This window comes from Methylomonas sp. Uni0011 (assembly GCF_056850255.1).
On the sequence record NZ_JBVVNO010000004.1, the window covers coordinates 185,937 to 197,803 of the forward strand.

The following is an 11,867-nucleotide window of genomic DNA, read 5'->3' on the forward strand; positions in this document are numbered from 1 at the left end:
TAGAATCGCCGGTTTTGCTCGAAGCTGAGCTTTCCGGCTTGGAAACATTCTGAACAAGCTCTACAAATAAATAAAATCGATAGTTTTTATATCGACGATAGTCTTTTTGAATAGACCTCCCCGTCATCTGCAACAACGGCAGAAAGACACTGGAAATCAGATTCGGTTCGGCCGGACGAAGCGGATTCCGTTAAAATCGCGAGTCCTGTTGGCGAATATTCCCGAAAAACATCGAACATGCTGCGCTACGACCGATCCCGATACATTGCCCTGGGCCTGCCTTGTCTGATTAATACCGCACTTATGCTTTACGGGTTGGAACTGAAATTGGGGGAATTCCCGGTGGGACTGGCCGAACGCGGCTATTGGCTGTTGGCAGCCGCCTCGGGACTTTTCGGCGCCACAGCGATGATCAAACGCGCCCGCGACATCGGCTCGTCGGCGTGGGGGATATTATTGGGGTTTTTATTCGCGCCGCCGCTGATGTTGCTGATCGGGCTCGTGTTGTGCTTCGTCCCGAGCAATCCTGATGCAGATCGCCTGGAACCGGCTCCCGCCGCCGCAAGCGCTAAAATTTGGCTGCTGGGAAGCGGTTTGTTGCTGATACCGTGGTTAGCCGTGTTGGTACTACGCCAATAGCCGGGGTATTTCTGAACTTAGACTCGGATTGACGCCGCCACGCCACCCACAACCTTGTGGCGGCAATGGCGACAAACAGCTTATTTGCCCAGCACTTCGCCTCTGACACTTTCCACCAGGGCGGCCGCTTCGGCGATCAGTTCCGGCGGAACGTTCAATTCGGTCATCGTCGCGCCCAGATGCTCCATGACGGCATCATAGTGCGAGTCATTCAATCCCATTTTTACCAGCCGGGCGTGACCGTCGCGCAAGGAACGGCCGGCGTAATTGTTGGGTCCGCCGAATGCCACCGTCATAAAGGCCTTCAAATGTTCGACCTGTTTTGGCATGTCGGTCTTATCGAAAAAACGGTTGATGCGGTAATCGTCCAACACTTTTCCGTAAAACAGATCAACTGCGGCATTGACTGCTGCCTCGCCGCCGATTCTTTCGTACAAAGATGGCCCTTGCACTTCGTTTGCTTCGCTCATGGTTACCCCTCCTCTATTTTTATGATTGTTATCGAGGCCGGAGCTAACTCGGCAAGCCTTTGATTTTGCCAGGGTTACCGACCTCGGCGCGGATGATAACCCAGGATAGTTTCGCCTCCAAACTATTTTGCCGCCCCTAAAGACCGGACTAATCGTAAGTTATTGAATCTTTTCGAGACCGCCCAAGTAAGGTCGCAGGGCTTCCGGCACGGTGATCGAGCCGTCGGCATTCTGATAGTTTTCCATCACCGCAATCAGGGCGCGTCCGGCGGCCAGACCGGAACCGTTTAGCGTGTGTACCAACTCCGGCTTGCCGGTTTCCGGATTGCGCCAGCGGGCTTGCAGGCGGCGGGCCTGGAAGTCCTTGAAATTGCTGCAAGACGAAATCTCCCGGTATTTTTGCTGACCGGGCAACCAAACTTCCAAATCGTAGGTTTTGGATGATGAGAAACCGGTATCGCCGGCGCAGAGCAATACTTTACGGTAGGGCAGATTCAATTTTTGCAGGATTTTTTCGGCGTGGGCGGTCAGTTCCTCATGGGCCTGAGCCGATTGTTCCGGCGTGGTGATTTGCACCAACTCCACTTTCTCGAACTGGTGCTGGCGGATCATGCCGCGCACGTCGCTGCCGTAAGCACCGGCTTCGCTGCGGAAACAGGGCGAATGACAGACGAATTTCAACGGCATCTGCTTGGCGTCGACGATGACGTCGCGGACGATATTGGTGACCGGCACTTCGGCGGTCGGAATCAGGTAAAAGGTCGGATCGTTTTTGACGGTAAACAGGTCGGCTTCGAACTTCGGCAGTTGGCCGGTGCCGCGCAAACTGTCGGCATTAGCCATGAACGGTACATACGTTTCCTGGTAGCCGTGTTCGTTGACGTGGGTATCCAGCATCAGTTGAATGATGGCGCGTTGCAAGGTGGCCAGTTTGCCGGCCAGCACCACGAAACGGGCGCTGGCGATTTTGGCACCCAATTCGAAATTCATACCCAACGGCTCGCCCAGATCGACATGGTCCTTAGGCGTGAAATCGAATTGGCGCGGCTCGCCCCAACGGCTGATCTCGACATTATCGGCATCGCTTTTGCCGGCCGGAACCGATTCGTCCAGGATGTTGGGAATACCTTCCAGCATGACATTCAGTTGATTCTGAATGTCGTTCAATTCCGACTCGGCAGCCTTGAGTTGATCGCCCAAATCGGCCACTTGGTCTAGCAAAGGTTGAATATCCTCGCCCTTCGCTTTGGCCTGGCCGATAGCTTTGGAACGGGTATTGCGTTCGTTTTGCAAATCCTGAGTTCTGACCTGTACGTCCTTGCGCCGGTCTTCCAAAGCTTGATAAGCCTGAGTATCGAATTGAAAACCGCGGCGTTGCAATTGCTGCACGACCAGGTCCAGGTCGCTTCTAAACAAACGGGGATCTAACATGGTTACAGCTTTCCTGAATTAATGATGAGAAAAAACGGCAGTTATACCTGCTTGCCCAGCCACAAGCCGAACCACAATGCGCCGCCGCAGAACACAAGGTTGCCGAGAAATACCGTTAGCATGGCGTCGATATGCGATTCGAACGAATGTCCGCTTTCCAGCAGATACAGAATCAAATACAAACCGGACAGCGTCAGGAATACGCCGATCAGCAGCGTTACCAAAATAGCCCGGTGTTCGATGGAAATTTCGAGCTTATGCAGCAATATCGTGGCGACGATACCGATCAGGAAGGCGCCGATGCCGTTCACCACAGTCAGCGCGTAGGGATAAGGCCAATCGCCGATGCGCACGGCACCCTGGCCGTAGAAAAATAAGCCCTTACCCAACGACAGGCCGGCCCAGACCGCCAGCAGGCAACCGATGACGCTGACGGCGATATTCAATCCGGCCTTGCCGATTTGGCCTTGCTCGAGCAAGTGGAAGGTTTCCAACGAAAAACTGGAAAACGTGGTTAACCCGCCCATCACGCCGGCCAAAATCGCCGTGCGGTATTCCAGTGCAATGGCCAAGCGTTGCAGAATCAAAGCTTCCGACATTAAGCCGATCAGAAACGACCCGATCAGATTGACCGTAAGCGTGCCGTACGGAAATCCGCGGCCGAGCCACAGGTAAACGCCGCTGGACGCCAGATAGCGCAACAAGGAACCAATGGCGCCGCCCAACGCGACGGCAAATAGTTGCAGCATCAGAACTTGAAGAAGGTTTCCCGGTAGTAACGCAGCTCATCGATCGACTCGATGATGTCGTCGAGCGCCTTGTGCGAAGCCTGTTTATTGAATCCGTCCTTAATCTGCGGCGCCCAACGCGCGGCCAGTTCCTTAACGGTGGAAACGTCCAGATTCCGGTAGTGGAAAAACGCCTCCAGTTTGGGCATGTAACGGTACAAAAACCGCCGGTCCTGGCAAATGCTGTTGCCGCACATCGGCGAGGTTCTGGCCGGCAGCCATTGCTGCAGGAAATCCAGCGTGCAGCGTTCGGCTTCCGCGGCGTCGATATCGGAATTCTGGACCCGCTGGATCAAACCGGACTGGCCGTGGTGCTGCTGGTTCCATTCGTCCATCGCCGCCAGCGCCGCATCGGACTGGTGCACCGCCATGACCGGGCCTTCGGCGAGGATATTCAGATTCTTGTCGGTGACCACGGTGGCGATTTCAATGATCAAATCGTTATCGGGATCCAAGCCGGTCATTTCCAAATCGATCCAGATCAGATTGTCCTTATCTTGAGTCATTGCGTTTCTATGTTATTAATAATGTTGCGGCGGATTGTAGCATTAGCTAATCTGTACCGCTAATTGTTAACCCCACCCCAATTGGCTTGATGAACACGTTTACCGGCATATTTTTAGCAGCTTTCGTCCTTTCCTACGGCACCCAATTCTGGCTTGCCAGACGCCAAAAACACCACGTCTTGCAACACCGGGACCAAGTTCCCGCAGCGTTTCAGGATCGTGTAACCCTAGCCGCCCATCAAAAAGCCGCCGACTACACCATTGAAAAGGGCAAGTTGCACGATGTCGACAGCGTGGTCGGCATGGTATTTCTGCTGGCCTTGACCCTGGGCGGTGGCATCAGTCTGGTGTTCGACTTCTGGTCCACCTTCCAACTGTCGCCGCTGGCCGCCGATTTGGCGGCGATGGCCAGCATCTTTTTACTGATGACGGTGGTCGAGATCCCGTTCAGTTTGTACCAAACCTTCGTCATCGAAGAAAAATTCGGTTTCAACAAAAACACCATTGCGCAATTCGCCAAAGACCAACTATTGTCCCTTGGCCTGACGCTGATTATCGGCCTGCCAATTCTGGCGCTGATCCTCTGGGTCATGGACAGCATCGGCAGCCTGTGGTGGCTGTATGCCTGGGCGATTCTGATGAGTTTTTCGTTGTTGATGAGCTGGCTGTTTCCGACCCTGATCGCGCCGCTGTTCAATAAATTCGAACCGATGCAGGAAGGCTCGTTAAAGCAAAGGATTCAAGGCTTGCTGGAACGTTGCGGCTTCAGCAGTAACGGCATTTTCATCATGGACGGTTCGCGCCGTTCCGGTCACGGCAATGCCTATTTCACCGGCTTGGGCAACAACAAGCGCATCGTGTTTTTCGATACCTTGGTCAATTCGCTGGACGAAGAAGAGTTGGAGGCGGTTTTGGCGCACGAACTGGGCCATTTCAAATGCAAGCACACCATCAAAATGTTGGCGGCCTCGTCGGTCATGACACTGGTCAGTTTTGCGGTGTTGGGCTGGCTGATTACCCAGGATTGGTTCTTCGACGGCTTGGGCGTCAGTACCCATTCCAACGCCGCGGCCTTGTTATTGTTCATGCTGGTGTCGCCGGTATTCACCACCTTCATGCAGCCGATCAGCGCCTACTTCCAGCGCAAGTTCGAATTCGAAGCCGACGATTTCGCCACCCGCAACGCCCAAGGTAAAAAGATGATCAGCGGCCTGGTCAAACTCTACGAAGAAAACGCCAGCACCTTGACGCCCGATCCGTTGTACTCGGCCTTTCATTACAGCCATCCGCCGGCTGCGATCCGCATCGCTCACATCGAAGAAAAAATGCAGTCCGCTTGATGACCGAGCTGCAGCAAGGCTTGGTCGTTTCCCACCTCGGCAAGGGTATCGCCGTCGAGGTCGGGGAACATACCGTGTTGTGCCAGACCCTGCGCAAACTGGACACCGTCGTCGTCGGCGACCAAGTCCTGCTGTCCTTATCCGGCCCGGAACAAGGCCGCATCGAGCAAATCCTGCCGCGCCGCTCGGTATTGCAACGCCCCAGCCGCGGCGACCAGGTTCGACCGGTGGCCGCCAATCTGGATACCATTTTTGTCGTATTTGCCGCCGAACCCGAGTGCGATTTCTTGTTGTTGGACCAATATCTGGCTATCTGTGAAAACTGCAATATCGACGCCGCACTGGTCTTCAACAAGGTCGACATTCCCTGTAGTGCGCCGATTCTGGAAGAGCTGAAAATTTATGAGGCGTTGGGCTACCGGCTGCATCGGGTCAGTGCCAAACAGCAATCCGGGCTTGACGAACTGAAACAGGTATTGCGCGGCCAAACTGCAATGTTCGCCGGCCAATCCGGCGTCGGCAAATCCTCCCTGACCAATGCTTTAATACCGGATAGAACGCTGCGGACCAATAGCGTGTCGGCAACGACGCGCCACGGCCGCCACACCACGACCGCGGCTACTTTGTACCATCTGCCCGCCGGCGGCGATTTGATCGACAGCCCCGGCGTTGCCATCTTCGGTTTGGCCGGCTTGTCAGAAGCACAGCTGGCCTGGGGTTATCGGGAATTCCAGCCCTACATTGGTCAATGCAAATTCAACGATTGCCGCCATGCCGGCGACAAGGATTGTGCCGTCAGGGCCGCGGTCGAATCCGGCGCAATATCCGCCACCCGCTACCAGCGTTATTTGAAATTGCGGGAAAAAATGCCGCCAGCAAACCGCAATTAACCCTATTCGAAACCGAATGACCTCGATTAGCCTGGCGGCCAATGCATCGGCCGGCCGGCCAGCAGGTGCAGGTGCAGGTGAAACACGGTCTGGCCGCCGTCGGCGTTGCAATTAAATACGGTCCGATAGCCGCTGTCGGCGTAACCAAGGTCTTTGGCGATCTGCGCGGCGGTTTGCAGCAAGTGGCCGCCCAGTCCGGCATCGTCCAGTTCGTTTAACGTGGCGATGTGCCGCTTCGGAATGACCAGCACGTGCAGCGGCGCCTGCGGGTGCAAGTCGCGAAACGCCAGAACTCGATCGTCTTCGAAAACCACATCCGGCTTGATTTCGCCGGCCACCATTTTGCAAAACAAACAATCGCTCATAGTCGCTCCTTAAAGTTCGCGCCGGCCGTTGAACGCGTGCGCCAAAGTACCGCTGTCGATAAACTCCAGTTCGCCGCCCATCGGGACGCCGTGAGCGATGCGGGTAGCCCGCACGCCGAATTTGGCGGCGACGTCGGCAATGAAATGGGCGGTAGCCTGCCCTTCCACCGTAGAATTGGTCGCCAGAATGATTTCCTTGATCTGGCCGGACGCCATACGCTGTTCGAGCAGATCGAAACCGAGCTGGTCCGGGCCAATGCCGTCCAGCGGCGAAAGGCGACCGTGCAACACGAAATATTTACCCTTGAACGTGGTCGCCTGATCCACCACCCAAACGTCGGCCGGGCTCTCGACCACGCATAAGGTTTCGGCGTCGCGTAGCGGGTTGGCGCAGACTTCGCACAACTCGGCTTCGGTCAAGGTCCGGCACTCGCGGCAATGGCCGATTTGCTTGATCGCCCGTTCCAGAATCTGGCCGAGTTGCAAACCGCCTTCGCGGTTACGCTGCAACAAATGGAAAGCCATCCGCTGCGCCGATTTGGGCCCGACGCCGGGCAAGCAACACAGGCTTTGAATCAACTCTTTCAGCAAGCCCTGGTTCTGCATATTTTAAAACGGCATTTGGAAACCGGGCGGAATCGGAATCCCGGCCGTGACGTCGGCCATTTTCTCTTTCTTCATTTTGCCGACCTTGTGCACCGCGTCGTTGATCGCCGCAGCCACCAGATCTTCCAGCATGTCTTTGTCGTCGCCGACCAGGGACGGATCGATGCTGACTTTACGGACCTCGCGCTTACCGGTCATGATGATCGTCACCAAGCCGCCGCCGGATTCGCCCTGGACTTCCATGGCTTCCAATTCTTCCTGGGCCTTTTTCAAATTTTCCTGCATTTTTTGGGCTTGCTGCATGATGCCCGCGAGTGCGTTTTTCATCTCTGTCTCCAACCATTCAATTCAGCGGTTCGATGCTGCCAGGCACAATTCTGGCGCCGAACGTTTCTTTTAAAGCCTGTACGTTAGGATCGGCATTGATCGTGTCGACCGCTGCCTGTTGCCGGTCTTCTCGAGCTTTTTGGATTTCCAGAGCCGGCGTCATCTGCGTTGCGGCCTGCTGGGTGATAACCAATTTCAACGGTTTACCGTAATAATTTTGCAACGCCAAGCGCAGATTGTCCTCGGCTCTGCTGCCGACTTGGTGAAATCCCGGGTCCAACAATAAGCGACAACTAGTGTCGTCGATGCTGTCCAGCACGCAATTATTGGCTAACTCGCGGGTACGGCCATTGAGGTTCAGCGCGGCGATAATATCGCGCCAGCTGCTGCCGGGCTCTGCGGCCGGAATCGGTTTCGGCGATGCCGGGGCTCTCTCCGCGACCGGCTCGGCGACTGCTTCGACTACCGGCGCCGACCTTGCAACCGAAGATTCGGCGCTGGCCGCCGTTTTCGGCGCGACCGGAGCTTGAACTGGCGCGGCCGTTACCGGCGTCGGCTTTTCCATCGCCGCCGGGCGAAAAGCCAGCATTCGCAATAGCGTCATTTCGAAACCGCTGCGCGGATTGGGCGCCAACACTAAGTCGCGTTGGCCGGTCAAGCCGATCTGATAGTACAACTGCACGTCCGCCGGGGTTAACCGGTTCGCCAGTTCGTCCAGCAACTGCTTGTCGAATTCTTGGTCGACGAAGCCGGGCACTTGTTGCAATACGGCAACGCGATGCAATACCCGCAACATTTGCTGCAAAATCTCGGCGAAGTCCGGCGTCAGTTGCGCCACGTCGGCGACCTTGGCCAACACTTGGCGGGCGTCGCCGGCTGCCAAGGCCAATAGAATGTCGTCGACCGGCTGCTGGGCGACGGCACCGAGCATGCCCAGCACAGCCTCGCCGGTTACCGTACCGCTACCGTAGACGATGGCCTGGTCCAGCAGGCTCAAGGCGTCGCGCAAACTGCCGTCGGCCGCTCGCGCCAGCATTTTCAGAGCCTGGGCTTCGAATCCAATATTTTCCTCGCCGAGGATGAATTGCATCTGCCGGTCGATTTGCTCCGGGGTCAGCCGTTTCAAGTTGAACTGCAGGCAGCGCGATAACACGGTGATCGGAATCTTGTGCGGATCGGTGGTCGCCAGCAGAAACTTGACGTGCGGCGGCGGCTCTTCCAGCGTTTTCAGCAACGCATTGAAGCTGTGTCCGGACAGCATGTGCACTTCGTCGATCAGATAGACCTTGTAGCGGCCCTGGTTCGGCGCGTATTGGGCGTTATCCAGCAGATCGCGGGTATCTTCGACCTTGGTACGGGAAGCGGCATCGACTTCGACCAAGTCCATAAACCGGCCTTGTTCGAATGCCTGGCAGACCGGGCAGGCGCCGCAAGGGTTGAAGTTTTGCAGATTTTCGCAGTTGATCGCTTTGGCGAGGATTCTGGCGACCGTGGTTTTGCCGACGCCGCGGGTGCCGGTAAACAGATAGGCATGATGCAAGCGCTGATGTTGCAACGCATGAATCAGAGACTGGCTGACGTGCTCCTGGCCGACGAGCTGAGTGAAGTTGCTGGGACGCCATTTTCTGGCAAGAACCTGATAAGCCATTAGCAACGGAAGCGGCAGGAGATTGGGCGGCTACTGCGCCAGCCGCATCCCGGCACACGAATCCGCTGCTACCGTTGCTTCCTTCCGGACCTGGCGGGGTTTACAGCGTATCGTTGCGAGAGGACCGACACAGTAACCATAAAAACATCAGCGACTGGCTGAAGAGCTGGCTATTATCCTTAAATCGCCGCGATTAGGCAAGCGGCGAAACATAAACTTTGCTTAGCGAAGGCCGCCAATGTTCAGAGCAGTAGCAATGCTGTGACCGAATGCGGCGCCGAAACGGCCGGCCAAGCGATCGATCAAGCGTTCGTGCGGCGTGAAATTGACCGTGTCCTCAGTGCCGAATTGCTCGCGCACGACCGAATCGATGCTGCCGAAGCCGTCCGCCAAACCCAATTTCACGCCTTCCTGCCCTGACCATACCAATCCGGAAAACATTTCCGGACTCTCTTTCAAGCGCTCACCGCGTCCGGCTCTGACTGCCTCGATAAACTGCTGGTGGACTTGGTTCAACAGGGATTGCATGTGCTTGCTTTCCTGCGCATTCACCGGCGAGAACGGATCGAGCATGGCCTTATGCTCCCCCGCAGTCAATAAGCGCCGCTCCACACCCAATTTGTCCAACACATTACTGAAACCAAAACCATTCATCACGACACCGATTGAGCCGATCAAGCTGGATTGGTTGACATAAATCTTGTCGCTGGCGGAAGCAATGTAATACCCGCCCGACGCGCAGATATCGCCAACCACGGAGTAAATCGGCAATTGCGGATGCTGGGCTTTCAAACGCCTGATTTCGTCATAGACGTAAGCCGATTGCACAGCGCTGCCGCCCGGCGAATTGATATTCAGAATGATGCCTTTGGTATTTTTATCCTTTGCCGCATCGCGCAGGCCTTCGATGATGGTATCGGCCGCCGCACCTTCGCCCTCGGCGATCTGGCCCAACACGTCGACGATCGCCACGTGCTGCGCCGACCCGGTCTCAACCTCTTGTTTCAGTTGCGGGTACAAAGCCACACCCAGCGCCACCGACAAATAGGCGAAAGTCAGCAATTTGAAGAAAATGCCCCAGCGCCGCGCCGCTTTCTGCTCGGCAATTGCGGCGAACGCCAGCTTCTCGAGTACCGCTTTTTCCCAACCGGGAGCGTTCTGGTCTGAATTGTCGGGATGCTGTTGATTCGTATCCACCGTGACCTCCTAAAGTAATTCAAGCAAATCCGTCGGGTAATCCAGACAAACCAGCGGATTGTATTGCCGCAGTGTTTCTCTGGAGTGAGCACCGCATGTGACGGCCGCCGCCGCGACACCGGCATTCAGCGCCATTTGCATGTCGTGCGCGGAATCGCCGACCAGCAAGGCCCGCTGTTTGTCGATTCCGAGTTCGGCCAAAATTTCGGTCACCATCAACGGGTCGGGCTTCGAGGCGGTCTGGTCCGAGCTGCGGGTAGTGCAAAACAAATCCGCTACGCCGGTGCCGCGCAGGGATTGATCCAGGCCAGCGCGTTTCTTGCCAGTAGCCACCGCCAAGCGCAAGCCATCGGTACGCAGGCGTTGCAACATGTTCGCAACGCCCGGAAACAAATCCGCCGGACCGATCTGCCGCGAGAAAAACGCCTCGCTGTAAACAGCGGCCAACCGTTGCCTTGTTTCGGCATCCGCACCGGGAAACAATTGCAGAGTCGCGTTATCGATGCTTAAACCGATAATATCCTTGATGGCCGGCGCCGACGGCACGTCGCAGCCGCAAGTCTCAGCCGCCTGTTGAATGCAGTGGACTATCCAGTCCACCGAATCCATCAATGTCCCGTCCCAATCGAAAATGATTAAATCAAAGCGGTTTTTCATGGTCGATCAATTGCTGCAAATCGCTGGGCAGCGGCGCAAAGAAATGTAAAGGTTTACCGGTCAGAGGATGGGCAAACTGCAGTTGTTCGGCATGTAAAAACAGCCGCTTGTAGCCGCGTTTTTTAAACATTTTGTTGGTCTCGTCTTCCCCGTAGCGGTCGTCGGCGACTATCGGATGTCCCAACCACGCCGCATGCACACGAATTTGGTGGGTGCGTCCGGTCTTCGGCGCCGCATGCACCAACGTGGCATCCTGGTATTGCTTCAGCCGCGTGAACAAGGTTTCGGCCGCCTTACCCGCTTGGCTAACTATCACCATTCGCTCGCCGCCTTGGGCGACATTCTTCAACAGCGGCACATCGACCACCTGTTTTTTGCGCTGAAATTGCCCGGCCAGCAAAGCCAGATAGGTCTTCTGAATGCCATCACCGCGAAAAAGTTCATGCAACACCTTTAGCACCGAGCGCTTCTTCGCGATCAACAAGCAGCCGGAAGTCTCCTTATCCAGCCGATGCACCAGCTCCAGAAACTTCTGCTGCGGCCGAATTTGGCGCAACCCCTCGATCACGCCGGAACTGACGCCGCTGCCGCCATGCACAGCAAATCCGGCCGGCTTGTTCAGTACGATAAAGCCGTCGTCTTCGTAGAGAATGTGGTTTTCCAGGCTGAACTTCAAGGTGGGCTGGACGATGACTTCGTCTTTTTTGTCCGCAACCCTTACTGGGGGGATGCGCACGATGTCGCCAATCTGCAGTTTATAACTGACGTCGGTACGACCCTTGTTGACCCGTACTTCGCCCTTTCTGACCATCCGGTAAATTCGGGTTTTCGGTACGCCTTTGAGATAAAAGATCAGAAAATTATCGAGCCGTTGTTCGTTGTTCGCCTCGGTGATTTCCAGCCATTGGACTTGCGGGTTAGTCGGGTCTGATGCACTACTCATGCGGCAAATGATAGCAACATATGCACGAGCCATGTTTAAAATTGCTGGTCCGAATAAACA

At 55.8% G+C, this 11,867-nt stretch carries 14 protein-coding genes and 1 other RNA gene; 3 read left to right on the plus strand and 12 right to left on the minus strand.

What is annotated here, in order from left to right; genetic code table 11:
• Positions 1-237 precede the first annotated feature (237 nt).
• Positions 238-639: a DUF805 domain-containing protein gene (locus tag AC0IM9_RS08105; RefSeq protein WP_482803661.1), complete on the plus strand. Its 402-nt coding sequence runs from the start codon at positions 238-240 to the stop codon at positions 637-639.
• A gap of 80 nt (positions 640-719) precedes the next feature.
• Here the strand turns inward: AC0IM9_RS08105 and AC0IM9_RS08110 are convergent, their stop codons facing one another.
• The 4 genes from AC0IM9_RS08110 to orn all read right to left on the minus strand — a co-directional run bounded on the left by AC0IM9_RS08110 (position 720) and on the right by orn (position 3,834).
• Entirely contained in the window at positions 720-1,109 is a 390-nt protein-coding gene (locus AC0IM9_RS08110; RefSeq protein WP_140911399.1) for a group I truncated hemoglobin, read from the minus strand.
• 159 nt (positions 1,110-1,268) lie between these two features.
• Positions 1,269-2,540: a serine--tRNA ligase gene (gene serS, locus AC0IM9_RS08115; protein ID WP_482803662.1), complete on the minus strand. Its 1,272-nt coding sequence runs from the start codon at positions 2,538-2,540 to the stop codon at positions 1,269-1,271.
• A gap of 41 nt (positions 2,541-2,581) precedes the next feature.
• Positions 2,582-3,289 carry a fluoride efflux transporter CrcB gene (gene crcB / locus AC0IM9_RS08120; RefSeq protein WP_278210506.1) on the minus strand — a complete coding sequence of 236 codons (708 nt, stop codon included), beginning with the start codon at positions 3,287-3,289 and terminating at the stop codon, positions 2,582-2,584.
• Positions 3,289-3,834: an oligoribonuclease gene (gene orn, locus AC0IM9_RS08125; protein ID WP_482803663.1), complete on the minus strand. Its 546-nt coding sequence runs from the start codon at positions 3,832-3,834 to the stop codon at positions 3,289-3,291. The genes crcB and orn overlap by 1 nt, the downstream gene beginning before the upstream one ends.
• Before the next feature lie 89 nt (positions 3,835-3,923).
• Between orn and AC0IM9_RS08130 the strand changes: the two genes are divergently transcribed.
• Together AC0IM9_RS08130 and rsgA are read left to right on the plus strand one after the other, a co-directional pair.
• Positions 3,924-5,174: a M48 family metallopeptidase gene (locus AC0IM9_RS08130; RefSeq protein ID WP_482803664.1), complete on the plus strand. Its 1,251-nt coding sequence runs from the start codon at positions 3,924-3,926 to the stop codon at positions 5,172-5,174.
• Positions 5,174-6,064, plus strand: a complete 891-nt coding sequence (gene rsgA / locus AC0IM9_RS08135) for a ribosome small subunit-dependent GTPase A (protein ID WP_482803665.1) — start codon at positions 5,174-5,176, stop codon at positions 6,062-6,064. Before AC0IM9_RS08130 ends, rsgA begins: the two co-directional genes overlap by 1 nt.
• Before the next feature lie 26 nt (positions 6,065-6,090).
• On the opposite strand, the gene AC0IM9_RS08140 is transcribed toward rsgA, so the two are convergent.
• The 8 genes from AC0IM9_RS08140 to rluC all read right to left on the minus strand — a co-directional run bounded on the left by AC0IM9_RS08140 (position 6,091) and on the right by rluC (position 11,807).
• Entirely contained in the window at positions 6,091-6,429 is a 339-nt protein-coding gene (locus tag AC0IM9_RS08140; RefSeq protein ID WP_140911405.1) for a histidine triad nucleotide-binding protein, read from the minus strand.
• A gap of 9 nt (positions 6,430-6,438) precedes the next feature.
• The gene (gene recR / locus AC0IM9_RS08145) at positions 6,439-7,035 is read right to left on the minus strand and encodes a recombination mediator RecR (protein WP_278210502.1); all 597 of its coding nucleotides are present in this window, start codon (positions 7,033-7,035) and stop codon (positions 6,439-6,441) included.
• 3 nt (positions 7,036-7,038) lie between these two features.
• The gene (locus AC0IM9_RS08150) at positions 7,039-7,362 is read right to left on the minus strand and encodes a YbaB/EbfC family nucleoid-associated protein (RefSeq protein WP_140911407.1); all 324 of its coding nucleotides are present in this window, start codon (positions 7,360-7,362) and stop codon (positions 7,039-7,041) included.
• Positions 7,363-7,378: 16 nt separating this feature from the next.
• Complete coding sequence (gene dnaX / locus AC0IM9_RS08155) at positions 7,379-9,010, minus strand: DNA polymerase III subunit gamma/tau (RefSeq protein WP_482803666.1); 1,632 nt, start codon at positions 9,008-9,010, stop codon at positions 7,379-7,381.
• Between the two features lie 33 nt (positions 9,011-9,043).
• An RNA gene (gene ffs / locus AC0IM9_RS08160) (signal recognition particle sRNA small type) lies at positions 9,044-9,140 on the minus strand.
• A 92-nt stretch (positions 9,141-9,232) separates the two neighbouring features.
• Complete coding sequence (gene sppA / locus AC0IM9_RS08165) at positions 9,233-10,207, minus strand: signal peptide peptidase SppA (RefSeq protein WP_445371664.1); 975 nt, start codon at positions 10,205-10,207, stop codon at positions 9,233-9,235.
• A 9-nt stretch (positions 10,208-10,216) separates the two neighbouring features.
• On the minus strand, positions 10,217-10,864 hold the full coding sequence (locus AC0IM9_RS08170; protein WP_445371665.1) for an HAD-IA family hydrolase: 648 nt from the start codon (positions 10,862-10,864) through the stop codon (positions 10,217-10,219).
• Complete coding sequence (rluC, locus tag AC0IM9_RS08175; protein ID WP_445371666.1) at positions 10,848-11,807, minus strand: 23S rRNA pseudouridine(955/2504/2580) synthase RluC; 960 nt, start codon at positions 11,805-11,807, stop codon at positions 10,848-10,850. The genes AC0IM9_RS08170 and rluC overlap by 17 nt, the downstream gene beginning before the upstream one ends.
• Between the last annotated feature and the right edge of the window lie 60 nt (positions 11,808-11,867).